We start from the raw sequence: 22,050 nt of genomic DNA on the forward strand, positions 1-22,050 counted from the left end.
TGCCATGGCGGACAAGACACACTCAGCCGGCAACGGGGCTGTTCCCACCGCGGACAGTCCCACTGCCATTCGCAACGTGGCGCTCGTCGGCCCGTCGGGTGCGGGCAAGACCACCCTGGTGGAGGCGCTCCTGGTCGCCGCGGGGGTGCTGACCCGGGCGGGTTCGGTGGTCGACGGGTCGACGGTGTGCGATTTCGACGAGGCCGAAATCAGTCAGCAGCGTTCTGTCGGCCTGGCGCTGGCACCGTTGCAGCACAACGGGATCAAGGTCAATCTGATCGACACCCCCGGATACGCCGATTTCGTCGGGGAGCTGCGCGCCGGGCTGCGTGCCGCCGACTGCGCACTGTTTGTCATCGCGGCCAACGAGAACATCGACGAGCCGACGAAGTCGCTGTGGCAGGAATGCGCGACCGTGGGTATGCCACGTGCCGTCGTCATCACCAAGCTCGACCACGCCCGGGCCAACTACGCCAATGCGCTCGCCGGCGCCCAGCGGGCCTTCGGCGACAAGGTGGCGCCCCTGTACTTCCCGGCCGGCGATGGGGTGATCGGGCTGCTCACCCGGACGTACTACTGCTACAACGACGGCACCCGCACCACCCGCCCACCCGACGGCGCCTACGACGATCAGATCGCCGAACTGCGCGGCTCCCTGATCGAGGGAATCATCGAGGAATCCGAGGACGAGTCGCTCATGGAGCGTTACCTCGGCGGCGAGGAGATCGATGAGTCGGTGTTGATCGCCGACCTGGAGAAGGCGGTGGCCCGCGGCTCGTTCTACCCGGTGATCCCGGTGTGCAGCGGATCCGGGGTCGGCACGCTGGAGCTACTCGAGATCGCCACGCGCGGCTTCCCGTCACCGCCCGAGCACCGCCTACCCGAGGTGTTCGCCGCCAGTGGCGCCGCCCGCAAGCCGATGGACTGCGATCCGTCCGGGCCGCTGCTGGCCGAGGTGGTGAAGACGACGTCGGATCCCTACGTCGGCAGGGTCAGCCTGGTCCGGGTGTTCTCCGGCACCATCAGGCCCGACGCCACCGTGCATGTGTCGGGCCATTTTTCTGCCTTCGACGACTCAGTGGCAGCCGAGGGCTCGCACGGCCACGCCGACCACGATGAGGACGAGCGCATCGGCACCCTGTCCTTCCCGCTGGGCAAGCAGCAGCGCCCGGCCCCGGCGGTGGTGGCCGGGGACATCTGTGCGATCGGCCGGCTCAGCCGGGCCGAGACCGGGGACACCCTCAGCGACAAGGCCGATCCGTTGGTGCTGCGCCCGTGGACGATGCCCGACCCACTGCTGCCCATCGCGGTGCAGCCCCGCGCCAAGACCGACGAGGACAAACTCTCGGTCGGGTTGCAGCGGTTGGCCGCCGAGGATCCGACCCTGCGGATCGAACAGAATCCGGAAACCCACCAGATCGTGCTGTGGTGCATGGGTGAGGCGCATGCCGGGGTGGTGCTCGATGCGCTGTCGCGACGTTATGGGGTGTCGGTGGACACCGTCGAGTTGCGAGTACCGCTCCGAGAGACGCTCGGCAGCAAGGCAAAAGGACACGGCAGGCACGTCAAGCAGTCCGGTGGGCACGGTCAGTACGCGGTCTGCGATATCGAGGTTGAGCCGCTACCCGAGGGCAGCGGATTCGAGTTCGTCGACAAGGTCGTCGGCGGGGCTGTGCCACGCCAGTTCATCCCGAGCGTCGAGAAGGGCGTGCGGGCCCAGATGGAGAAGGGGATCAGTGACCACGGGGAGGCCGGCTACCCCGTCGTCGACATCCGCGTGACGCTGGTCGACGGGAAGGCGCACAGCGTCGACTCGTCGGATTTCGCGTTCCAGATGGCCGGCGGACTGGCGCTGCGGGAGGCCGCCGCGGCCGCCGGCGTGAACCTGCTCGAGCCGATCGACGATGTCACCGTGGTGGTGCCCGACGATCTGGTCGGCGCGGTGATGAGCGATCTGGCCAGCCGGCGCGGCCGGGTGCTGGGTACCGACCAGGCCGACGAGAACCGAACCCTGGTGAAGGCGGAGATCCCCGAGGTCGAGCTGACCCGGTATGCGATCGATCTGCGGTCGCTGTCCCACGGCGCCGGGGCGTTCACCCGCGCGTTCGCCCGTTACGAGCCGATGCCCGACGCAGCCGCCGCCCGGGTGCGCAAGGCGGTCTAATCAAGCGTGATCGCGTGCTCCGGGCAACCTTCGACCGCCTCGGTGACCGGAGCTCGCAACTCGTCACCCACCTCGGGCGTCAGCGCCTCGGCATAACCGTCGTCGGTCAGGGTGAACACGTCCGGGCACACCGCCACGCAGACGCCGTGCCCACGGCAGCGGTCGTCGTCGACGTTAACCTTCATCGCGGGGTGACCTCGAGGTGCAGCACGGTCAGGCCACGCAGGATGTAGGTCGGAACGTAGTCGAACCGGCGGTCTGCCTCGGGGCCGTGTTCAGCTTCTGACAGCCGGATCTGGGTGGTGCGGGCCAGGATTCGCTCCAGGCACACCCGGGCCTCGGCTCGGGCCAGTGGCGCCCCCGGGCAGGAGTGCACGCCGCGGCCGAAGGCGATGTGCCTGCGGGCATTCGGACGGTCGACGTCGAAGGTGTCCGGGTTCTCGAACTGGCGCGGGTCCCGGTTGGCCGCACCGTTGCACACCATCAGCGTGGCCCCGGCCGGCACGTCGACCCCGCCGATCGTGGCCGCGCTGCGCGCCAGCCGGAAGTCGCCCTTGATGGGGCTCTCCCACCGCAACGCCTCCTCGATGAAGTTCGGGATCCTGGCGGGTTCGGCGCGCAGCAGATCCTGCAGATCCTGGCGTTCGGCAAGCAGTTTGAGCGCGGAACTCAGCAGCCGCACCGTGGTTTCCTGGCCGGCCAGATAGAGGTTGGCTGCCAACCGCACCACGTCGATGACCTCCGGGGTGGACCCGTCCGGGAACTTCGCGGCGGCCATCTCGGTGAGGGTGTCCTCACGCGGGTTCGCCCGGCGCTCGGCGATGTAGGCCGAGAACTTCTCGTACAGGTACTCCAGTGGATTCTGTTGGACGGACTGCTCGGCGGTGCTGCCGATGCCGGCCTGATCGTGTCCACCCATCCGGGCCGCGAACTCGTCGCGGTCGTCCTCCGGGACACCGAGCAGATCGGCGATCACCAGAAGCGTGAACGGACCGGCGAATTCGGAGATGAACTCGCCGCCACCGCGGGCCAGGTAGGGCTCCAGCGTCTGATCGGCCAGCCGCCACATGAAGTCCTCGTTCTGCTTGAGGCGCTTCGGTGTGATCAGCCCCATCAACAGCGCGCGGTGCTGGGTGTGGGTGGGCGGGTCGAACGTGGTGATCTGGTCGCTCATCGGCAGTTCGTCACGGTGCCGGTCGATGAGGTCGCTGACCTCTTGGTCGGAATGTCCCTCCAACGCGACCGGAAATCCGGGAAACGGTCCGGTCACCGAGGTGGCCGAAGAGAAGGTCTCGGGGTCGCCGCACACCGCGACGGCCTCGTCGTAACCGGTCACCATCACCACGTTCTGATGCGGTTCCCGCTGCACCGGACAACGCTCCCGCAGCCCGGCCAGGAATGGATACGGGTCCGGTACGAGGCTCTCGTCGCGAAAAAAGTCCCGGGTATCAGTCATCTCAGCTCCCCAATGAGGCGTAGAACTCGTCGGTGCCCGCGCCGTCCTCGAGTTGGACGTCGAACGTGTTCAGGGCGAAGGCCAGCGTGCTGTAACCGCCGAAGGTGAACATCAGGTCCATCCGCTGCCGGTCGTCGAGGCGCTGGCCAAGGCGCTCCCAGGTCTGCGCGGAGATCCGCGAGCCGGCGCGCAACTCGTCTACCGCATCGAGCACGGCCTGATCGAATTCGTCTGCTGCTGAACCACTTCGGGTCGACTCGACATCAGCTTCGGTCAGTCCGGCCTGCAGGGCCATCGCGCTGTGATGTCCCCACTCGTACACGCACCCGTGGTGGAACGCGGTCCGCAGGATCACGAGTTCGCGCAGCCGCTCGGGCAGCGTGGAGTCTCTCTGCAGGTAGGTGTTGAACGGCAGGAACGCGCCGGCCAGGACCGGATGGCGGACCAGGGTCGAGAGCGCGTTGCCCGCATTGTCGGGGTTGCGCCGCTCCGGCGGCACCGTGGAGGCCAGCGCCTCGCGCGCCTGATCGTCCCAATCGTCTGCCGGCAACGGCGTAAGCATCCGCACAGTCCTTCCAACATGTCGATCTGCTTTACGATCGACTAGTAACGTACTTTACGATCGTAAAGTAGATCCACTAAGAATGCACACGGGAGGGAGGGCCGAATGGACCACGCCGACGACGCGGCAGGCACTGGCGCCACCCGCGAGCGGCTCGTCGAAGCTGCCGTCCGGCTGATCACCCGGCACGGCTTCGCCGGCACATCGCTGCAGATGATCGCCGACGAGCTGGGTTTCACCAAGGCCGCGATCTACTACCACTTCCGGACCCGCGAACAGTTGTTGAGCGCGGTCGTCGAGCCGTTCCTGGCCCGGTTGCAGACCGTGATCGAAGACGCCGAGCGCCAGCGCAGCGCGTCCGCCCGTGCGGATCAGATGGTGCGCGGCTACGCCGACCTGGCGGTCGACAACCGCGCCCTGGTGTCGGTTCTGGCCAGCGATCCGAGCGTGAACGAGGCGCTGCGGAACCGGCCGGAATGGGACGGCGTGATCAACCGGCAGATGGCCCTGCTGGCCGATGTCGATCCGGGTCCGGCCGGGACGGTCAAGGCGGCCATGGTGTTCTCCGGCATCGCCGGGGGCGCGGGCGTCGCCGTCGCGGACATCTCCGATGAGGACCTCTCCCACTACCTGGTCGACGCGGCACGCCGCACCCTCGGCCTGCGCGCTCCCCGACGCTGACGAAAAGCGTTGCAATCGAAGTGTTTTACCGAAAGGATCGACATGACAGTCAAAACCGCATTGGTGACCGGAGGCGCATCCGGAATCGGCAAGGCGATCGCCGACCGCCTCGCCGCCGACGGGTATCGGGTGGCGACCCTCGACCTCAACTCAACTGACGACGAGCACTCCTACGCGGCCGACGTCACCGACCGGTCCCAGGTCGACGCCGTCTTCAAGGCGGTCCGCGAGCAACTGGGCCCCGTCACGATCCTGGTCAACTCAGCCGGTCTCAGCGATTTCACCCCGTTCACCGAGCTCACCTTCGAACGTTGGCAGAAGGTCATCGACGTCAACCTTCACGGCGTCTTCCACGTCGTGCAGGCCGCCCTGCCCGACATGATCGAGGCCGGATGGGGCCGCATCGTCAACATCTCCTCATCGAGCACCCACTCCGGCGTGCCGTACATGTGCGACTACGTGGCCGCCAAGTCCGGCGTCAACGGCCTGACCAAGTCCTTGGCGCTGGAGTTCGGTCCGGCCGGGATCACCGTCAACGCCGTGCCGCCGGGTTTCATCGACACGCCGATGCTCCGTGCCGCCGAATCCCGGGGCGAGCTCGGCGACATTCGCGACACCATCAAAGCCACGCCGGTGCGCCGAATGGGCAGGCCCGAGGACATTGCTGCCACGTGTTCATTCTTGATCTCAGAAGAAGCCGGCTACATCACCGGCCAGATCGTGGGCGTGAACGGCGGTCGAAATACCTGATCAGGGCCTACCCTTGTGACGGGGGTCACCCAGTACCGGCGGTTTGATATTCGCCGCACCGGGGTCCTGTTAGTTGCACTTGTCTCTGGTTGTTTGGGAAGGTTTGCTCACTTGAGTTTTTGGCTGCGTCAATAAATTCGGAGGTTTGCGCGTGGCCTCATCCACGGCGGCATGGCAGGACCGGTTCAAGCACTGGCGGTACGACCCGCCGTACAAGACCGCGTGCGCGGGGATGGTCATTCTGCTGGTCGCGGTGCTGACGTTGACGTGGATGCAGTTCCGGGGCGCATTCGAGCAAAAGACGCAGCTCACCGTGCTGTCCAATCGTTCGGGCCTGTCGATGGACCCGGGCTCGAAGGTCACCTTCAACGGGGTGCCCATCGGCCGGCTGACCGCCGTGGACGTGGCGGAGGTCGACGGCGAGCCGCAGGCCAAGCTGACCCTGGACGTCAAGCCCCAATACGTGAAGCTGATCCCGGAGAACGTGACCGCCGAGCTGAAGGCCACCACGGTGTTCGGCAACAAGTACATCTCGTTCGTCGCACCGGACAATCCGTCACCGCAGCGGGTCTCCCCGGGCACGCCGATCCGCGCCAAGGGCGTGACGACGGAGTTCAACACCCTGTTCGAGACGATCACCGCGATCTCCGAACAGATCGACCCGATCAAGCTCAACGAAACCCTGACTGCCACCGCCCAGGCCCTCGACGGGCTGGGCGACAAGTTCGGCAAGTCGATCGTCAACGGCAACGACATCCTGGCCGATCTGAACCCGCGCATGCCCCAGATCCGCCGCGACATCTCGGGACTGGCCGACCTGGGCGAGGTCTACGCCAACGCGGCCCCGGATTTGTTCGACGGCCTGGCCAACGCCGTCACCACCGCCCGCACCCTGAACGAGCAGCGCGGAAATCTGGACCAAGCCTTGGTGGCCGCGGTCGGTTTCGGCAACACCGGCGGCGACATCTTCGAGCGCGGCGGCCCGTATCTGGTCCGCGGCGCCCAGGATCTGGTGCCGGTCAGCGCGATGCTGGACCGCAACAGCCCCGCGCTGTACTGCATGATCCACAACTACGCCGAGGCCTCGCCGAAGTTCGCCCAGCAGACTCGCAACGGCTATGCGTTCGAGCTGCAGAACTTCGTGGTCGGCGTGGGCAACCCGTGGGTGTACCCGGACAACCTGCCCCGGGTGAACGCCACCGGCGGGCCCGAGGGCCGGCCCGGCTGCTGGCAACCGATCACAAAGGACCTGTGGCCGGCTCCGTATCTGGTGTTGGACGTCGGGGCGTCGGTCGCGCCGTACAACCACTTGGAACTCGGCCAACCTCTCATGACCGAGTACGTGTGGGGCCGCCAGATCGGCGAGAACACGATCAACCCGTAGCGGTTGCCCCTAGCGGTCCTCGCCGGCTATCTGGATGGGCTGTCCGGCCGTCTTGACTTCCAGTTCGGCTTCGAGCGTCTCTTCGTAGGCGCCCTCGTCACGGCCCAGCGCAATGGTGGCCGCGGCCATCGCGCCGACCGCCACCGAGAGGGCCACCGGTTCCCAACCGGTGATCGACAGGTGCTCGCCCAGGACGACCGAGCCGAGCACCACCGCCACCACCGGCTCGAGCACCAGCATGGTCGGCACCGAGGTCTGCAGCGATCCGGCGTGGAACGCCGACTGCTGCAGCAGCGTCGCGATCACCCCGAGGATCACGACCAGGTACAGGGCGGGCGTGGTCAGCACAGCGAGCACACCGTCCACGGCGATCGTGTGCATCACAATCTTCGTCAGCACGGCGACCACACCGAACATCACGCCCACGGCGAGTGCCAGCAGGACCGCGCGGCGCCAGTTGGTGCTCCGCGTGGCGGCCAGGACACACAGGCCGACCGCCGCTGCGCACACCACGACGACGGTGACCGTGGTGGCCACGGATACCCCATACGTTCCGGTGCTGGCCCTGGCCAGCGCCACGAACACGGTCAACGCCCCGGTCAGCAGCAGGGCCCAGGCCCATTCCGCGCGGCTGACTTTCCGGTGGGCCAGCCGCGCGCTCAGCGGGAGCGCGAACAGCAGCGCCGACACCAGCACCGGTTGGACGAGCAGCAGTGAGCCGAAACCCAGCGCCAGCGCCTGGAACGCGTACCCGGCGACCGCGGACGCGGTGCCCGCCCACCACAGCCTGCGGCGCAGCAGCGTCCGCAGCATGACTGTGCTGACGCCCTTCTCGGGCGGGACGTCCATGGTGGCGCGCTGCCGCACCACAATGCCGACAGCTGCGAAAACGGCTGCGCACAGGGCGAACAGCACCGCAAGACCGTTGCCGAGCAAGCCTCGTCAACCCCTTTCGGGCCAGTGTGTCGGCCCTCTCTGAGCGGGGAGAAGGCCAGTGCCCTCCAACCGTAGAGCGCTGACGGTTGTCGCGCTGTGCCCGGGGTCAGACGACCTGCAGATGCCGCTTCGGTGGCTCGTCGGAGGAGTCCGCGGGATCGGTCGGCGGGGCGGGAGCGATCTTGTCGTTGACGCTGGCCACCGCCAGGTCGACGCGGTTCACCGCGTTGTCGCACAGGTCGCGGACCCGGCCGCTGGCGGTCTCGACCTCATCGGCGGCACTGCGCAGATAGGCTCTGAGGTTGACCCGCAGCCGCTCACCGGCCCTGCGGGCCCGCAGCCGTACCCGGTCGTCGACCTCGACGGTCACGTATGGCAACAACCGAAATCTCATAGCCCCGCTCCCATCTCCGATTGCTTGGCACACAGTATCCGCGCCCGGCCGTGGTTCGAGCCAGACGTGACCGGCGCCGCATTCCGGCAGTTTATGGCCGGCGGATCACATCGGCAGCTAGCTTCCCGCCCCGTCCCAGTCCGTCAGGGTCCAGCCGTCGGTCGGATTGCCCTTGATGACGACATAGCCGGTGTTGTCGAGCGGGTGTTGCATGAGCAGTTGGGAGTTGGGATTGGCGACGTTCATCTGGACCCACAACATGATCGCGGCGCCGTGCGAGTACGCGACGGGGTTGTCGTCGCCGCTGTCGTAGATCTGCTGCACCGCCTCGTCGAACCGGGTGTCGAACTCGTTGCCGTCGATCGATCCGGGTATCCGGGCATTCCGGTCGCCACGCAGCCACTGCTCGGGCGCGGAGAAGTAGGTGTCCATCGCGCTCGCCTCGGGCTGGCCCTCGTAGATGCCTGCCTCGACCTCGTGGAGCCCGGGCAGCACGGTGATCGGCTCGTGGAGGGTGTCGGCCATGGGTTGGGCGGTCTGCTGGGTCCGGATCATGGTCGAGGCGAAGATGCCGTCGTAATGGTTGGGCGCCAGGCGTTGCGCGCTGGCGACGGCCTGTGTCCGGCCCAGGTCGGTGAGCGACGGACCCGGCGTAGAGCTGTCGACAAGCCCCGAGGCATTGCCCGCCGACTGGGCGTGCCGGACGAAGGTCAACGTGATGGAGCGGTAGCCGCCCGCGGCCGCGCTCGGGGCCAACAACGTGGTGAGGACAAGGACGATTGCGGCCAGAAACGGGAGCGCTCGTAGTTTTCGCACACCGGCCATATTCCACCCTCGGGCGTAGGTTCGTCAGCGTGACTACCCTCAACGAAGACAGGGTCGCCGGCGCGCTGGATCGGATGTACGCCGCGGCCGATCAACAGTTTGCAAAATTGCGCGAAGACGGCTCTCGTCGATTCGCCGATCTGTCCGATGCCACCGCGCAGGAACGCGCGGATGCGCTCGGTGACATCTACATGCCGGTGACGCGGGAGGCCGGCCGGTTGTTGTACTCCCTGGTTCGGGCGACCAAGCCGGCGATCGTGGTCGAGTTCGGGATGTCCTTCGGGCTCTCGACCCTTCACCTGGCATCCGCCGTGCGCGACAACGGTTCTGGGCGGGTTTTCACCACCGAGCTCAGCGCCGCCAAGATCGCGGCGGCCAAGCGGACATTCGCCGAGACAGGCCTCGACGACGTCATCACCGTGCTCGAAGGTGATGCGTTGGAGACGTTGAAATCGGTGACCGGCGACATCGGTTTCGTCCTTCTCGACGGTTGGAAGGAGCTCTATCTCCCGGTGCTCCAACTCCTGGAGCCCCAGCTGACCACGGGTGCGCTGGTGGTCGCGGACAACACGTCGATGGCGGACACCCAGCCGTATCTGGATCGTGTCCGCGATCCGTCGAACGGTTATGTCAGCGTCAACTTCCTGGCGCGTGACAGCGACAGCATGGAGCTGAGCTGCCGCGCCTAGCGGACATCGCACGGCTACGGTGCTGACATGGTGGATTTCGCCCTGCGGTCGTGCGGGCTGCGCGGGCATGCGACATTCGCCCCCGATGAACCGGAGCTACGAGAGCGGTTGCGGGTGGAAACCCCGGTCGGGGAGGCCTGGCGCTGCCTGCGCTGCGAGACGTTCGTCGTCGGCCCGCCGCGCGGTCACGGGCCTGCTGACACCGCACCGGAGATCCCGCGCGGGCGGCTGCTGCGCGACCGCACCATCATGCGACTGCTGGCCACCGAGCGGGCGGTGCGCGGGATCGTGTTCACGCTGCTGGCAGTGGGCATCCTCAAGGTCCGTGCGTCCCGCAGCCAGCTGCAAGACGCATTCGAGAAGGACATCCCGCTGATGCGTCCGCTGGCCGACCAAATCGGATGGAACATCGACGATTCCAAGATCGTGCGGCACATCGGTGAGGCCTTCACGTTGTCGTCCACCACCTTGCTGTGGATCGCCGTCGGGGTGGCCGCCTATGCCCTCATCGAGTTCACCGAGGCCGTCGGGCTGTGGCTGATGAAACGGTGGGGCGAGTACTTCGCGGTGATCGCAACCGGCGTCTTCCTACCGCTGGAGATCTACGAGTTGACCGAGAAGGTGACCGTCCTGCGCCTCGGTGCGCTGGTGATCAACCTCGCCGCGGTGATCTGGTTGCTCTGGAGCAAGCGGCTTTTCGGGATCAACGGCGGCGGTGCGGCCTACCGCGCCGAGCATCACACCGAGAGCCTGCTCAGTGTCGAGCGGGCCGGGTTGGCTGCTCCAGGTGTTCCTCACGGGCGCGATTCCGGTACGCCGACGGAGTCTCACCGCAGAACTGACTGAAGCACCGGGTGAACGAGCTGAGGTTCTCGAATCCCACCGCCGTCGCGGTGGCCTGCACCGATTGATCCGGCCCGGCCAGCAAGGCCATGGCCCGCAGCATCCGGGCATGCAGAAGGTAAGTCCGCCAAGAGATTCCGATGGTCTCGGTGAACAGGCGCCGCAGCGTCCGCTCGGACACCGCAACAGCCCGGCTGACGTCCTCGGCCGTCACCGAGGCGAGGTGCTCCTTTGTGTAGGCCAGTGCGGCCGCCACGATCGGGTGCTCAGTGGTCGGCAGGCTCAGCGGGGCCTCGTGATCGAGCGCGTCGGCGACGAGGTTGGCCAGGGTCCGGAAGAAGGTGTCGGACGTGTCGTCGCCGTGGGCACGGTCGACCGGCCAGCGCAACCCGTAGATCATCATCTCGCGGATCAGCGGTGAGACCGCGATGATCCTGGCCCGGTCCCCCGGATCGGCGATCAACTGCGTATCGAACATCACCGCGACGGTCTTGACGTCGGGGTTCATCACCGCCTGATGCTGCAGGCCGGCCGGAATCCAGGCGGCCTGCTGCGGCGGCAGCAGATAGTGCGCGGCGTCGGTCTCCACCTCGACGACGCCGTGCAGTGCGTATTCGATCTGGTGCACCTCGTGGGAGTGCCAGCCGGTGATCAGCCCATCGCCCTCGTAGAGGTAGCTGCCGGCCAGCGCATGACCCCCCCGGCGCAACTCGATGACCGGCCTGGACATGTTGGCCGATTGAGTCAAACCTCTGTCCGAAAGTGCAGAGACGGTCACGCCTCCCGAGGGTACTAGTTAGATATGCAGACCGACGACCTGATCCTGATCAGCATCGACGACCACGTCGTCGAGCCGCCCGACATGTTCCTCAACCACGTGCCGGCCAAGTACAAGCCGGAGGCACCCATCGTGGTGACCGACGACAAGGGCGTCGACCAGTGGATGTATCAGGGACGGCCGCAGGGCGTGTCCGGTCTCAACGCAGTGGTGTCATGGCCGGCCGAAGAGTGGGGACGTGATCCGGCCGGGTTCGCCGAGATGCGCCCCGGCGTGTACGACGTGCACGAGCGCGTCCGCGACATGAACCGCAACGGCATCCTGGCGTCGATGTGCTTCCCGACCTTCACCGGGTTCTCCGCCCGGCACCTCAACATGACCCGTGAAGACGTCACGCTGGTGATGGTGTCGGCCTACAACGACTGGCACATCGACGAGTGGGCGGGCAGTTACCCGGATCGGTTCATCCCGATCGCGATCCTGCCGACGTGGACTCCCGAGGGGATGTGCGCCGAGATCCGCCGCGTGGCCGCCAAGGGCTGCCGCGCGGTGACGATGCCCGAACTGCCACACCTCGAGGGTCTGCCGAGTTACCACGACGAGGACTACTGGGGTCCGGTGTTCTCGACCCTGTCCGAGGAGAACGTGGTGATGTGCCTGCACATCGGCACGGGTTTCGGCGCGATCAGCATGGCCCCCAACGCCCCCATCGACAACCTGATCATCCTGGCCACCCAGGTCTCGGCGATGTGTGCCCAGGACCTGTTGTGGGGACCGGCGATGCGCAACTACCCGGACCTCAAGTTCGCCTTCTCCGAGGGCGGAATCGGTTGGATTCCTTTCTATCTGGACCGCAGCGACCGGCACTACACCAACCAGAAGTGGCTACGCCGCGACTTCGGCGACAAGCTGCCTTCCGACGTGTTCCGCGAGCACTCGCTGGCCTGCTACGTCACCGACAAGACCTCGCTGAAGCTCCGCCACGAGATCGGCATCGACAACATCGCCTGGGAGTGCGATTACCCGCACTCGGACTGCTTCTGGCCCGACGCACCCGAGCAGGTGCTGGCGGAGTTGAATGCCGCCGGCGCGAGCGATTCCGACATCAACAAGATCACCTGGGAGAACTCGGCGCGGTTCTTCAGCTGGGATCCGTTCCAGCACACCGCGCGTGATCAGGCCTCCGTCGGCGCACTGCGCGCCAAGGCCACCGACGTCGACACCTCGATCCGGCCACGGGCCGAATGGGCGCAGCTGTACGAGCAGAAGCAGCTCACGAAGGCCTGACCTGTCGTTACGCGCGCCGGGTGACCGCCCGCGCCTTCGCGTTCATCGACGTGAATGCCTCAACGATGTCCACCTCCCCGACCGGGAGGTGAGCCGCAGCGACAGCCTGGGTTTTGAACGCCAGTGCTGCCGCGCTCAGGGTGTGCCCGAACATCTGAGCGGCGTCCGGTGATTCACCCCAGACCAGAACCTCGGTCCACCCGGCCGGGAACTGCCGGCTGTCAGCCGAAATCACGCGGTCGTACGAGTCGGCGCCCATGACCAGGACGCACTGCTCACCTTCGGCGCCGGCCGATGGTTCCATCTCATCGACCAACTCGGCACCCAGGATCTGCACCGACCGGTTGGCCCCGGACGCAGCATCCTGCAGGAGCTGCACGCTGACTCGCCAGCCGCTCATCATCCGGTCGACGATCAGTCCCCCGGCGTTCGCCGCCAGTTCCGCGGCATCACCGGCTATCACGTGCATGCGGTATGTCAGGGCGCCACTGCCCTTTTCACTCTTCATCGCGCTGCCCGCGCCGAGAATGGGCCGAAACCACCTGCCACGTCGTCAACGTGACCTCCCGCCGGATAGGTACCTGCCCCGCTCACCACTCCGGGACGACCAACTGTAATAGTTACAGTAGGTTCGTTTCAACTATCCGATCGGCTAGTACCTGGCTAGCGCGCAGGTGGCACCAGTGAGATCAGTTCACCGGACGCGGGCAGCGCCTGCACCAACGTGGACCCGACCGCCCACATCGGTCCGGGTTCGGGGATCTTCCACAGCACTGCGCAGGTATCGAGATCGACCGCGACCGTCGGCGCGTCGTCTTTGTCGACGCCCGCTTGCGGCGCGACCACGACCGTTCCATCGGTTCCGATGTACCCGTCCTCCTCCACCGGAAGACCGGTACACGACGACACCCGATTGCCGCTGCGCAGATCGAACTTCTGCCATGTTGTCGATCGGTTGCCGGAACTCCAGTTGTTGTCGGTGAGGTACATGCTGCCGCCGAGGAACCCGATCGAATTCGGCGTGACTTCCTGGTCGACGTGGACCACCGTCATCGGTGTACCGCGACTGTCCAGCACCAGCATCTGATCGCTCAATGACAGTGACAACACCGGAAGCTCGGCACCCTGCAGGGCGGGATCGAACAAGCCGGGACCGCCGTCCTGATTGTCGTACCGGCCGACCCGATTCCCGCTTTCGTCGAAGAACGCGAACGTCGTCGGACTACGACGGGCAGCCTTGTTCTGCCGTTCCTGCTCCACGAACCCACCGACCACCGGCAGCAACTTGCCCCCGGACTTCCTGAGCACCTTGCCGTCGACGGCCGAGAACACCGCACTGCGGTCCTTGTCGATCTTGGCCACTCCGATGTCGCTCGGCGGCATACCCGGCTGCCGTTTCAACACGGTCATGTCGCCTGCAACTGCCTTGACCGTCCAGGTGAACCGAGCCTGATCGTCGATACCGTGCCAGCCTGTCCCCGGTTCGTAGGCCACCGCATAGGAGCCGACCTGCATGACTCTGGCCTTGTCACTGAGACTGCTGGTGTCGAACTGCAGCGCGCTCACCGTGCGGGAGAGGACCGCACCGGTTTGCGCATCTATCACCCAGGCTTCACCGGGCGTCAGGCCGTAAGCCTTGTTGAGACAGAGCACCCTGGCGGCACCGTTGGGAAGGCAGGTGACCTCTACCGGGTTGCCGATCGACACCGGGGCGAAGGACGGAACACCTTGCGCCACATCAATACCCAGTAGCCAGGCGCTGCGCTGACCGGTGGTCCGCTCCGTACCGGCCACGGTGAAATAGGCACGCGTGCCTACATCACCGACGTGTTCAACGCGTGGCCGGGTGACATCAGCGAGCACGGTCTTGAGGTTCATGCGCCAGCCCGGCACCGGCTGCTGACGCAGCGACGGCAACAACACCTGACCGGGCACCCCGACGTCGCCGGCGAAACTTACGGGCGAAGGTACCCCCCGTTTGGGGTCGTCGTTGGCCAGACCGGGCATGAGCCACACCAACCCCGCCGTCCAGACGACGACGAAAACCAGGATAAGCCAGTGCCACCAGCGCATTTGGTGCAGCCATTCGCGAAATCCAGGCCGGGAATCATCCACCCACCGACCCTAGCAATGCGCCGTACGCACGCCGGTCACGAATTTGGCGGCTAGTGCGTGATCTGCCAGTCGGCCGCCTCACGTTGCTGGTTCCAGAACTCGTCAAAGCGTCCACGCGCGGCCAGCAGTTCATCGATGCTGCCGTCCTCGACGACCCGGCCGCCGTCGAGGAACAGCACGCGGTCGGCATGGCGGATGCTGGCCAGCCGGTGCGCGACGATCACCCGGGTCCGGGACCGTTCGTCGGCCGTCAGGGCGTCGACCACCGCGGCCTCGTTCTCTGTGTCCAGCGCACTGGTCGCCTCGTCCACCAGCAGCACAGGCGCCGGCTTGACCAGCGCGCGAGCGATACTGACCCGCTGCCGCTCACCACCCGACAAGGCCGTCCCGGCCTCACCGACCTTGGTGCCGTCACCGTCGGGCAACCGCCCCGTCAGCTCGTCCACGCGAGCCAGCCGCGCCGCGGTGGCCAGTTGCTCGGCATCGGCATCCGGGTCGCCGACCAGGATGTTGTCCCGGATCGTCCCGTCGAACAGATAGGGATGCTGGAACACCACACTCGTTACCGCCCTGCGGGTTTCGGTGTCCATCTGGGCGGTGTCGACGCCGTCGATCAACACCCGTCCGGCGCTGGGTTGGTGCAGCCCGGCGATGAGCGACAGGATGGTGCTCTTGCCCGACCCGGACGGCCCGACGATCGCGGTAGTGCCGCCGGGCTCCAGGACGAAGCTGACATCCTGCAGCACCGGGGTGGTTCCGTAACCGAACGTCACGCCCTCGAATTCGATCCGGGGCGCGGCGTCCGTGGTCAACGTGGCGGTGCCGGTGGCCATCACCGGGGCGTCGAGCACGGCGCGGATCCGGCCCAGCGTGGCCCGGGTGGATTCGATCGCCGGGGCCAACTCTGCCAATGACGTGAACGGCTCGAGATAGCGCGCTGCGACGACGATCATCGCAATCGCCTCGGGCACACCGAGAGTACCGCGCACGGTCAGGAAGGTGGCCATCCCGGCCAGGATCAGCAGGGCCAGTTGGCTGGCCAGGCTGAACAACAGCTGTCCCGGCACCTGCATCAGCAGCAGTCGCATGCTGGCGCCGTGCTGCGCGGCCAGCGCGTCGCCGACCATGCTGCGGGCGGGCTCGACCCGCCGGGCCGCGCGCAGCGCCTGCTGGGTGCGGGCGAACTCGATGATGCGTTCGGTGAACGCCCGGTTCGTCTCGTCGGCGACCGCGTCGGCCTTGCGGCTCAGCCGGCCCGAGGCCCAGAACGCCCCCAGCAGAATCACCACGCCGGCCAGGGCAGCCAATCCCAGCGGGACCGAGATGAACAGCAGCGCAAGCGCAATGGCCGCGGGCAGCAGGATCGCCCCGATCAACGGCGTCAGCAGGTTGACCACCATGCCGACCAGTTCGGGTCCGGTGGCGGCGATCGCCTGGCGGGCATTGGCGGTGTTCGCGCCGCCGTCGCCGCCCAGCCAATCCATCCGGATGCCGGGCAGCCGGTCGGCCACGTCGTGCTGGGTGTGGTCGAGAAGTGCGAAGCCGAGATCGAATCCGAGCCGCGAGGTCGCGGTGTCGACGATCCAGCCGATGACCGTCGCGGCGGTGAGCCAGCCGAGCCACGGCAGCGCGTCGCGCGGCGCATCGCTGAACAACGCAGCCACGAGGGGAATCAGCAGCACCGTGCCTGCCGCCCGGATCACCACTGAGACCAACGTGAGCGCGGCATAGATGCCGACCTTGCCGCGGCGGTCGGCCGGGATGAGGGCGATCAGGGTGCGGATCATCGTGCCTCTCCTGCGGTGACGGCATCGCCGGGGCGCAGCGATTGTCCGGTCTGCCAGAGTTGGTGGTAGCGCCCGCCTGCGGCCAGCAGTTCCTCATGCGTGCCGGTTTCGGCGATGCGGCCGGTTTCGAGGACGACGATCTGGTCGGCGTGGGTGATGGTGTGCAGCCGGTGTGCGATCACCAGAACGGTTCGGTCCCGGGTCAGCCGGTTGAGTGCCTGCTGCACAAGGTATTCCGATTCCGGATCGGCGAAGGCTGTGGCCTCGTCCAGGATCAGCACCGGGGTGTCGGCCAGGATGGCCCTGGCGATGGTGAGCCGCTGCCGTTCACCGCCCGACAATGCCGACGACGCCGAAAGCACGTTCTGATACCCGTCGGGTAGCCGCAGAATGCGTTCGTGGATCTGGGCGTCGCGCGCGGCCTGCTCGATCCGTGCCTGATCGGCTTCTGGGTCGGCCAGCGCGATGTTCTCGGCGATCGTACCGGCCACGAGCTGGGTCTCCTGCAGCACGAACCCGACTCGGCGGTACAGCTCGTCGGCCGACAATGATCGAATATCCGTGCCGTCCAATCTGATCGATCCCGAGTCGATGTCATGGAAGCGCGCGAGCAGCGCGGCGAGCGTGGACTTTCCCGAGCCCGACGGGCCGACCAGTGCGGTCACGGTGCCCGGGCGCAACGTCAACGACACGTCCTGGATCACCGGCACGCTCGGCCGGTAGCCGAAGGTCACCCCGTCGAACACCACGGCACCCGGGTCACCCGGTCCGCCCTGGTGCTCGAGCAGCGCCAGGTCCGCCTCGTCGAGGGCGTTCTGGATGCGACGCGCGGCCAGCATGCCGCCGCGGATCCCGCCCAGCCCGTAGCCCACGCCCAGCAGCCGAACGCCGAATGTGGTGCCCAGCAACAGGAACGGCAGCAGGTCGACCGGATCCATCGAGCCGCCGATGATCATCGGGGTGCCGACGGCGGCGATCAGCCACAGGAAGGTGCTGGGCCGGGTCACCAGGTCCATCAACGACTTCTTGCCGGTGAAGGGACGCTGCCAGCCGACCAGGAACCCGATGTACTCATCGAGACGACGACGGAAACTCGACGACGCGGCACCGCCGAACACCCGGACGACGGGCTGGCCCTCGAGATAGGCGCCGGCCTCCCCGCTCATCCGGTCTGCCCAGCGTTGCGCCTGACCGATCTTGGCACCGGACTGGATGGTCATCACCGACATCAGCACCAGGTAGGTGAGCACCGGGATGAACAGGACCAGGGCCAGCCGCCAATCGACGGTGAACAGGTAGACCAGCACGGCCACCGGCGCGACCACCGCCGCCACGGCATCCGGTATCGCGTGGGTCACCAGGTAGTGCAGCGACAGGGTGTCGTCCTGCACCAGTTGCTTGATCGAGCCCGACCCACGCGCGGTGAACCAGCCCAGCGGCAGGCGGGCCATCTTGGTCAGCAGCCGGGTCCGCAGCTCACGGGCGAACTGTGCGTCGAGGCGGTGCAGCCACAGGGTGAGCCCGGCACCCAACAATGCGCCCAGGCCCAACAGCCAGACCGCGGTCAAACCCAGTGTCCACAAGCGGGATTCCTCGGCCCCGGCCAGCAACAGCCGTGCCAGCTCAACCAGCAGCACGAACGGCGTGAGCTGGATCAGGGTGATGATCGCCTGCAGCACACCCGACACGATCAGCGGGGTTTTCAGCGGGGACAGCAGCCGTCCCGCGCCCTGCGCCCGCCAGGTCCCGCGGGCGGGGGTGGCGGCAGCCGGTGCGGGAACAGGTTCGGCCACAGCGGCTTCGGACTCGTCCCGGGTTTCGGCCTCGGCTTCGGTGCGATCGGTGCCCATCGCCCGGCCCTCGGTCCAATAGGCCTGGGCGTGCAGTTCGGACTTGGGAAAGCCGAACTCGTCTTTCAACCGCGTGCGCAGGAGCTTGAGCGAGCCGGCCTCCGGCGTCACCCAGCAGTACCAGTCCGACCAGTCCCGGGTCTCGATCGCGGCGGCCAGTGACGTCGTGTCATGGCGCTTGACCCAGTGCACCCGCAGCCGCGGGTGCTCGGCGATCGGGATCAGCAGGTCGTTCTCGTCATGCTGCTCGAGATAGACCTCGATCGGAATGTCATGCGGTAGAACGCCGATGATGCCGTTGATGGCCGGCGTGGCCGCCGCGTCACCGATCAGCAGGTATCCGGCGGGCAGATCCTCGGGCACAGTGAATCCCGTCGAGCCCAGGGCCATCACCGGGATGGTGTCGCCCGGCTTGGCCGATCTAGCCCACTTCGACGCCGGGCCGGATGGTTCGTGGAGCACCACGTCGACCGCGAAATGGCCGGTGGCCGGCTCCATTTCGGACATGGTGTAGCCCCGCTGGAACTCGGTTTTCGAGCCGTCGGGGTCCGGTACCCAGAATCTCAGGTAGGACGTGGGCTCGGCCACGGCGTCCTCGAACACCGTTGGCGACACCAAGCGCAGGCGCACCATGTTCGGCGTCAGGTAGGTGGTCTCGACCACGGTCGCCTGGTGATCACGCGCGCCGAAGCCGCGCATCATCACTCCCTGAAATCCGCGTGCCATCAGCGGTCCTCTCCCTTGGCGGTCAGATCCGCCACGATGTCGGTGATCGCCTTGCCGGGCACGACGGACGTCAACAGTCCCCGGATCAGCGCGTTCAGCAGAAGTTCCAGGTACTGCGGACTACGCAGTTGCATGCCCGCGGTGTGCACCGGTCCCAGCGCGGCGTCGCCGGCCAACCGCTCGGCGGCGGCATCGCGTTCCAGGACGAATCCGTCGTCACCGCCGCTGGCCTCGGCCTTGAGTTCGTGTTGGGCGGCCAGCCCGATGGCCAGTACGGCCACCGAACTGCTCAACAGTGCCGCGGCCTCCGCGGTGTAGCCGCGGCGGCCCAATACGGCGATCTCGTCGGCCAGCAGCCTGGCGCCGGCCTCCCCGCGCGGGAACAGCACCTGCATGTAGGTGGCCAGTCCGGGATTGGCCAGGGCGTAGCGGTGCAGGTTCGCCCCGAACGCCAGCAGGTGGTCTTCGACGGACCGGGCCGGATCATCGGTGAACTCGAGCTCGGCGAGCAGGCTCTCCCCGACCAGCCGTTCCAGTTCCCAGCGGCCGCTGATGTGGCGGTACAGCGCGGTCGCTGACACGCCGAGCCGGGCGGCGACGGCGTTGATGCTCAGATTTCGCATGCCGAGCTCGCGTCCCGCGGAGACGATGTCGGATACCGCGATCAGCGGCGGGCGCCCACCTATGCGCGCTACCCGCGCCGGGACCCCGGATCCGGCCACGATCACCTCCACAGGAAAGTTACCCCCACAAACTAAGGGTCGCCTTAGTGCACGTCAACCGCCCCCTGAGTTACGGAGCATTCGCTCTGTTATGGTGTCGCGGTGCCACGTCCTCGCGTCTACGACCCGGATGCGGTCCTCGATGCGACGGAATCCCTGGCTGTGCGCTCAGGACCGGCAGCGGTGACGATCCGGGCGATCAGCGATGCGATCGGGCTGTCCAACGGCGCGCTGTATCACTCGTTCGGCTCACGGGCGGGTCTGCTCGGCCAGGTCTGGCTCCGTGCCGGGCGGCGGTTTCTGGCTCTGCAGCGGGAACTGGTCGAGGCTGCGCAACCGGGTACCGACGCGATCGCCGCGGCCGCCTACGCACCGGCGGTCTTCGCCGAGCGCCACCCGGCGTCGGCGCGGCTACTCCTGCAGGTCCGGCGTGAGCAGGTGCTCGGCCACGACCTGCCGGCGGACCTGGCCGAGCAGGCGCGCGAGCTGGAAAAGCAGTTGGTGGACTTGATGATCGAACTCGCTGCGGCCGCATGGGACCGGCGTGACCGGGCCGCGGTGGATGCCGTGACAACGTGCATCGTGGACCTGCCCACGGCCGTCCTGCTACACCGCAACCGCCTCGGCGATCCGACCGCCCGCGATCATCTCAATGCGGCGGTGGCCGCCGTACTGACGGTGGGACCTGGCCCCAGGCATACGCCGAAACTCCCCCTCAAGAAAGGAATCTCATGACCCCCACCCTGGATTACGACGGCGAGATCGCCATCCTCGACCTGGGCGACGACGAGAACCGGTTCACCCCCGAGTTCCTCGATACGGTCGACGCACACCTCGACGCGGTCCTGGCCAAGGGCGCACACGGCCTGGTGACGACGGCCGACAGCAAGTTCTATTCCAACGGTCTGGATCTGGATTGGCTTGGCGCCCACAGCGATCAGGGCGATTGGTACGTCGGCCGGGTACAGGGCCTGTTTGCGCGGGTGTTGACGCTGCCGATCCCGACGGCCGCCGCGGTGGTCGGGCACGCCTTCGGTGCCGGCGCGATGCTGGCCGTCTCCCACGACTTCCGGGTGATGCGTGACGACCGCGGGTTCTTCTGCTTCCCCGAGGTGGACATCCGTATTCCATTCACCCCGGGAATGGCCGCGCTGATCCAGGCCAAACTGACCCCGCAGGCGGCCGTCGCGTCCATGACCACCGGCCGCCGGTTCGGCGGCGTCGATGCCCAGGCCTACGGGATCGTCGACGCCACGGCACCCGAGGGCTCGGTGACGACGGCGGCCATTGATCTGCTGCGTCCGTTGGGCGGCAAGGATTCCGGCACCCTGGGTGCGATCAAGCAGGGCATGTTCGGACCGGCGGTCCAAGCGCTGCAATCCGTCTAGCCCCTCAGGCCGGGCCCGATTGATCGATCGCGCTGAGATCGGGCAGCGGCTGCCTGCAGAGACGGCCGGCTTCCTCGGCGGACATGCCGAGCAGCATGAGCAGGTTCTGCGTCACTGTGTCCGCGGCCTGTGCGTCATCGCGATCCGGTTCGTCGTGAAGTAGCTGCCCCAGCCCGAGCAGCGCCCCTCCGACCACGGCCAGAGCCAGGTTCAGATCTGTGACGTGGAATCGGCCGGCCTCGACGGCGGCGCTGATATCGCGCCGGGCCCGCGGGGCCAGGCCCTTGTCCGAGGACAGTAGGGACAGTCCACTGGACAGCAGTACCCGGCTTTCCTGAGGTCGCCGACGAAACATCCGCCCGGTCAGGCGAAAGCTGCAGGCGAACGCCTCGGCCGGGTCACCGAGCGATTTGGCGTACGCGTCCAACAGGTCGGCGTGCACGTCGAGCGCCTCGGTGAGGGCGGCTTCGAACAACTCTTCCTTGCTGTCGAAGTGGTTGTAGAACGACCCCATGCCGACGTCGGCAGCCTGGGTGATCTCCAGAACCGGCACGTTGAGCTTGCCCGCCGCGATGAAGGATTGCGCCGCGGCGAGCAGGGCCGCGCGGGTGCGCTGTTTGCGCCGAGCCAACCGGTTCGGCTGATCGCCAGGCCCATCAGCCGGCTGCGTCGTCATCGTGATGGCCCCCTTCCCCGCGCAGATCCTTCCGGGA

22 protein-coding genes are annotated in these 22,050 nt (G+C 67.0%); 9 read left to right on the forward strand and 13 right to left on the reverse strand.

The genetic code is table 11. The features are described 5' to 3' along the window. Nucleotides 1–4: 4 nt before the first annotated feature. Nucleotides 5–2,164, forward strand: a complete 2,160-nt coding sequence (locus EYZ64_RS30795; protein WP_135459526.1) for an elongation factor G-like protein EF-G2 — start codon at nt 5–7, stop codon at nt 2,162–2,164. On the opposite strand, the gene EYZ64_RS30800 is transcribed toward EYZ64_RS30795, so the two are convergent. The 3 genes from EYZ64_RS30800 to EYZ64_RS30810 are packed head-to-tail and all read right to left on the reverse strand — an operon-like array spanning nt 2,161 to nt 4,182. Beyond that, nucleotides 2,161–2,349 carry a ferredoxin gene (locus EYZ64_RS30800; protein WP_135459527.1) on the reverse strand — a complete coding sequence of 63 codons (189 nt, stop codon included), beginning with the start codon at nt 2,347–2,349 and terminating at the stop codon, nt 2,161–2,163. The genes EYZ64_RS30795 and EYZ64_RS30800 overlap by 4 nt on opposite strands. Further along, the gene (locus tag EYZ64_RS30805) at nt 2,346–3,620 is read right to left on the reverse strand and encodes a cytochrome P450 (protein WP_135459528.1); all 1,275 of its coding nucleotides are present in this window, start codon (nt 3,618–3,620) and stop codon (nt 2,346–2,348) included. The genes EYZ64_RS30800 and EYZ64_RS30805 overlap by 4 nt, the downstream gene beginning before the upstream one ends. Nucleotide 3,621: 1 nt before the next feature. Further along, nucleotides 3,622–4,182 carry a carboxymuconolactone decarboxylase family protein gene (locus tag EYZ64_RS30810; protein ID WP_135459529.1) on the reverse strand — a complete coding sequence of 187 codons (561 nt, stop codon included), beginning with the start codon at nt 4,180–4,182 and terminating at the stop codon, nt 3,622–3,624. A 105-nt stretch (nt 4,183–4,287) separates the two neighbouring features. Between EYZ64_RS30810 and EYZ64_RS30815 the strand changes: the two genes are divergently transcribed. The 3 genes from EYZ64_RS30815 (at nt 4,288) to EYZ64_RS30825 (ending at nt 6,997) form a co-directional block, all read left to right on the forward strand. After that, entirely contained in the window at nt 4,288–4,863 is a 576-nt protein-coding gene (locus EYZ64_RS30815; RefSeq protein WP_135459530.1) for a TetR/AcrR family transcriptional regulator, read from the forward strand. A 42-nt stretch (nt 4,864–4,905) separates the two neighbouring features. Then, nucleotides 4,906–5,613 carry an SDR family NAD(P)-dependent oxidoreductase gene (locus EYZ64_RS30820; RefSeq protein ID WP_135459531.1) on the forward strand — a complete coding sequence of 236 codons (708 nt, stop codon included), beginning with the start codon at nt 4,906–4,908 and terminating at the stop codon, nt 5,611–5,613. 232 nt (nt 5,614–5,845) lie between these two features. Then, nucleotides 5,846–6,997 (forward strand): MCE family protein, encoded by a 1,152-nt coding sequence (locus EYZ64_RS30825; RefSeq protein WP_135460346.1) that lies wholly within the window; start codon nt 5,846–5,848, stop codon nt 6,995–6,997. A gap of 9 nt (nt 6,998–7,006) precedes the next feature. On the opposite strand, the gene EYZ64_RS30830 is transcribed toward EYZ64_RS30825, so the two are convergent. The 3 genes from EYZ64_RS30830 to EYZ64_RS30840 all read right to left on the reverse strand — a co-directional run bounded on the left by EYZ64_RS30830 (nt 7,007) and on the right by EYZ64_RS30840 (nt 9,152). Then, a complete protein-coding gene (locus EYZ64_RS30830) occupies nt 7,007–7,933 on the reverse strand; it encodes a DMT family transporter (RefSeq protein WP_135459532.1) in 927 nt (308 codons plus the stop codon). Nucleotides 7,934–8,039: 106 nt separating this feature from the next. After that, on the reverse strand, nt 8,040–8,327 hold the full coding sequence (locus tag EYZ64_RS30835; RefSeq protein ID WP_135459533.1) for a hypothetical protein: 288 nt from the start codon (nt 8,325–8,327) through the stop codon (nt 8,040–8,042). A 117-nt stretch (nt 8,328–8,444) separates the two neighbouring features. After that, a complete protein-coding gene (locus EYZ64_RS30840; RefSeq protein WP_135459534.1) occupies nt 8,445–9,152 on the reverse strand; it encodes a histidine phosphatase family protein in 708 nt (235 codons plus the stop codon). Nucleotides 9,153–9,226: 74 nt separating this feature from the next. Here EYZ64_RS30840 and EYZ64_RS30845 point away from each other — a divergent pair, with 74 nt between their 5' ends. Together EYZ64_RS30845 and EYZ64_RS30850 are read left to right on the forward strand one after the other, a co-directional pair. Then, nucleotides 9,227–9,841, forward strand: coding sequence for an O-methyltransferase (locus tag EYZ64_RS30845; protein ID WP_135460347.1), 615 nt, complete (start codon nt 9,227–9,229; stop codon nt 9,839–9,841). Nucleotides 9,842–9,868: 27 nt separating this feature from the next. Next, on the forward strand, nt 9,869–10,687 hold the full coding sequence (locus EYZ64_RS30850) for a DUF2127 domain-containing protein (protein ID WP_135459535.1): 819 nt from the start codon (nt 9,869–9,871) through the stop codon (nt 10,685–10,687). Here the strand turns inward: EYZ64_RS30850 and EYZ64_RS30855 are convergent. Then, nucleotides 10,596–11,414 carry an AraC family transcriptional regulator gene (locus tag EYZ64_RS30855; protein ID WP_286175219.1) on the reverse strand — a complete coding sequence of 273 codons (819 nt, stop codon included), beginning with the start codon at nt 11,412–11,414 and terminating at the stop codon, nt 10,596–10,598. The two genes, EYZ64_RS30850 and EYZ64_RS30855, sit on opposite strands and share 92 nt — an antisense overlap. 72 nt (nt 11,415–11,486) lie before the next feature. Between EYZ64_RS30855 and EYZ64_RS30860 the strand changes: the two genes are divergently transcribed. Then, nucleotides 11,487–12,749: an amidohydrolase family protein gene (locus EYZ64_RS30860; protein WP_135459536.1), complete on the forward strand. Its 1,263-nt coding sequence runs from the start codon at nt 11,487–11,489 to the stop codon at nt 12,747–12,749. Between the two features lie 7 nt (nt 12,750–12,756). Here the strand turns inward: EYZ64_RS30860 and EYZ64_RS30865 are convergent, their stop codons facing one another. The 5 genes from EYZ64_RS30865 to EYZ64_RS30885 all read right to left on the reverse strand — a co-directional run bounded on the left by EYZ64_RS30865 (nt 12,757) and on the right by EYZ64_RS30885 (nt 19,949). Continuing rightward, nucleotides 12,757–13,257, reverse strand: a complete 501-nt coding sequence (locus tag EYZ64_RS30865) for a hypothetical protein (protein ID WP_135459537.1) — start codon at nt 13,255–13,257, stop codon at nt 12,757–12,759. A gap of 155 nt (nt 13,258–13,412) precedes the next feature. Continuing rightward, the gene (locus EYZ64_RS30870; protein WP_135459538.1) at nt 13,413–14,864 is read right to left on the reverse strand and encodes a 9-bladed beta-propeller domain-containing protein; all 1,452 of its coding nucleotides are present in this window, start codon (nt 14,862–14,864) and stop codon (nt 13,413–13,415) included. 50 nt (nt 14,865–14,914) lie between these two features. Further along, nucleotides 14,915–16,651, reverse strand: coding sequence for an ABC transporter ATP-binding protein (locus EYZ64_RS30875; protein ID WP_135459539.1), 1,737 nt, complete (start codon nt 16,649–16,651; stop codon nt 14,915–14,917). Further along, nucleotides 16,648–19,227: an ABC transporter ATP-binding protein/permease gene (locus EYZ64_RS30880; RefSeq protein ID WP_135459540.1), complete on the reverse strand. Its 2,580-nt coding sequence runs from the start codon at nt 19,225–19,227 to the stop codon at nt 16,648–16,650. The genes EYZ64_RS30875 and EYZ64_RS30880 overlap by 4 nt, the downstream gene beginning before the upstream one ends. After that, nucleotides 19,227–19,949, reverse strand: coding sequence for a TetR/AcrR family transcriptional regulator (locus EYZ64_RS30885; protein WP_135459541.1), 723 nt, complete (start codon nt 19,947–19,949; stop codon nt 19,227–19,229). The genes EYZ64_RS30880 and EYZ64_RS30885 overlap by 1 nt, the downstream gene beginning before the upstream one ends. Before the next feature lie 102 nt (nt 19,950–20,051). Here EYZ64_RS30885 and EYZ64_RS30890 point away from each other — a divergent pair, with 102 nt between their 5' ends. Further along, nucleotides 20,052–20,684, forward strand: a complete 633-nt coding sequence (locus tag EYZ64_RS30890) for a TetR/AcrR family transcriptional regulator (RefSeq protein ID WP_135459542.1) — start codon at nt 20,052–20,054, stop codon at nt 20,682–20,684. Further along, nucleotides 20,681–21,337, forward strand: a complete 657-nt coding sequence (locus EYZ64_RS30895) for an enoyl-CoA hydratase-related protein (RefSeq protein WP_135459543.1) — start codon at nt 20,681–20,683, stop codon at nt 21,335–21,337. Before EYZ64_RS30890 ends, EYZ64_RS30895 begins: the two co-directional genes overlap by 4 nt. 4 nt (nt 21,338–21,341) lie before the next feature. On the opposite strand, the gene EYZ64_RS30900 is transcribed toward EYZ64_RS30895, so the two are convergent. Beyond that, nucleotides 21,342–22,013, reverse strand: coding sequence for a TetR/AcrR family transcriptional regulator (locus EYZ64_RS30900; RefSeq protein WP_135459544.1), 672 nt, complete (start codon nt 22,011–22,013; stop codon nt 21,342–21,344). Nucleotides 22,014–22,050: the final 37 nt, after the last annotated feature.

The organism is Mycobacterium sp. DL99 (genome assembly GCF_004762045.1).
GTDB lineage: Bacteria > Actinomycetota > Actinomycetes > Mycobacteriales > Mycobacteriaceae > Mycobacterium.

What these genes read in the sequence shown, in the direction of transcription:
- EYZ64_RS30880 (WP_135459540.1), bottom strand. Translation starts at nt 19,227, where the DNA reads ATGGCACGCGGATTTCAGGGAGTGATGATGCGCGGCTTCGGCGCGCGT.
- EYZ64_RS30865 (WP_135459537.1), bottom strand. Translation starts at nt 13,257, where the DNA reads ATGAAGAGTGAAAAGGGCAGTGGCGCCCTGACATACCGCATGCACGTG.
- EYZ64_RS30895 (WP_135459543.1), top strand. Translation starts at nt 20,681, where the DNA reads ATGACCCCCACCCTGGATTACGACGGCGAGATCGCCATCCTCGACCTG.
- EYZ64_RS30855 (WP_286175219.1), bottom strand. Translation starts at nt 11,414, where the DNA reads ATGTCCAGGCCGGTCATCGAGTTGCGCCGGGGGGGTCATGCGCTGGCC.
- EYZ64_RS30825 (WP_135460346.1), top strand. Translation starts at nt 5,846, where the DNA reads ATGGTCATTCTGCTGGTCGCGGTGCTGACGTTGACGTGGATGCAGTTC.
- EYZ64_RS30900 (WP_135459544.1), bottom strand. Translation starts at nt 22,013, where the DNA reads ATGACGACGCAGCCGGCTGATGGGCCTGGCGATCAGCCGAACCGGTTG.
- EYZ64_RS30860 (WP_135459536.1), top strand. Translation starts at nt 11,487, where the DNA reads ATGCAGACCGACGACCTGATCCTGATCAGCATCGACGACCACGTCGTC.
- EYZ64_RS30875 (WP_135459539.1), bottom strand. Translation starts at nt 16,651, where the DNA reads ATGATCCGCACCCTGATCGCCCTCATCCCGGCCGACCGCCGCGGCAAG.
- EYZ64_RS30840 (WP_135459534.1), bottom strand. Translation starts at nt 9,152, where the DNA reads ATGGCCGGTGTGCGAAAACTACGAGCGCTCCCGTTTCTGGCCGCAATC.
- EYZ64_RS30815 (WP_135459530.1), top strand. Translation starts at nt 4,288, where the DNA reads ATGGACCACGCCGACGACGCGGCAGGCACTGGCGCCACCCGCGAGCGG.
- EYZ64_RS30800 (WP_135459527.1), bottom strand. Translation starts at nt 2,349, where the DNA reads ATGAAGGTTAACGTCGACGACGACCGCTGCCGTGGGCACGGCGTCTGC.
- EYZ64_RS30795 (WP_135459526.1), top strand. Translation starts at nt 5, where the DNA reads ATGGCGGACAAGACACACTCAGCCGGCAACGGGGCTGTTCCCACCGCG.
- EYZ64_RS30845 (WP_135460347.1), top strand. Translation starts at nt 9,227, where the DNA reads ATGTACGCCGCGGCCGATCAACAGTTTGCAAAATTGCGCGAAGACGGC.
- EYZ64_RS30850 (WP_135459535.1), top strand. Translation starts at nt 9,869, where the DNA reads ATGGTGGATTTCGCCCTGCGGTCGTGCGGGCTGCGCGGGCATGCGACA.
- EYZ64_RS30810 (WP_135459529.1), bottom strand. Translation starts at nt 4,182, where the DNA reads ATGCTTACGCCGTTGCCGGCAGACGATTGGGACGATCAGGCGCGCGAG.
- EYZ64_RS30805 (WP_135459528.1), bottom strand. Translation starts at nt 3,620, where the DNA reads ATGACTGATACCCGGGACTTTTTTCGCGACGAGAGCCTCGTACCGGAC.
- EYZ64_RS30835 (WP_135459533.1), bottom strand. Translation starts at nt 8,327, where the DNA reads ATGAGATTTCGGTTGTTGCCATACGTGACCGTCGAGGTCGACGACCGG.
- EYZ64_RS30820 (WP_135459531.1), top strand. Translation starts at nt 4,906, where the DNA reads ATGACAGTCAAAACCGCATTGGTGACCGGAGGCGCATCCGGAATCGGC.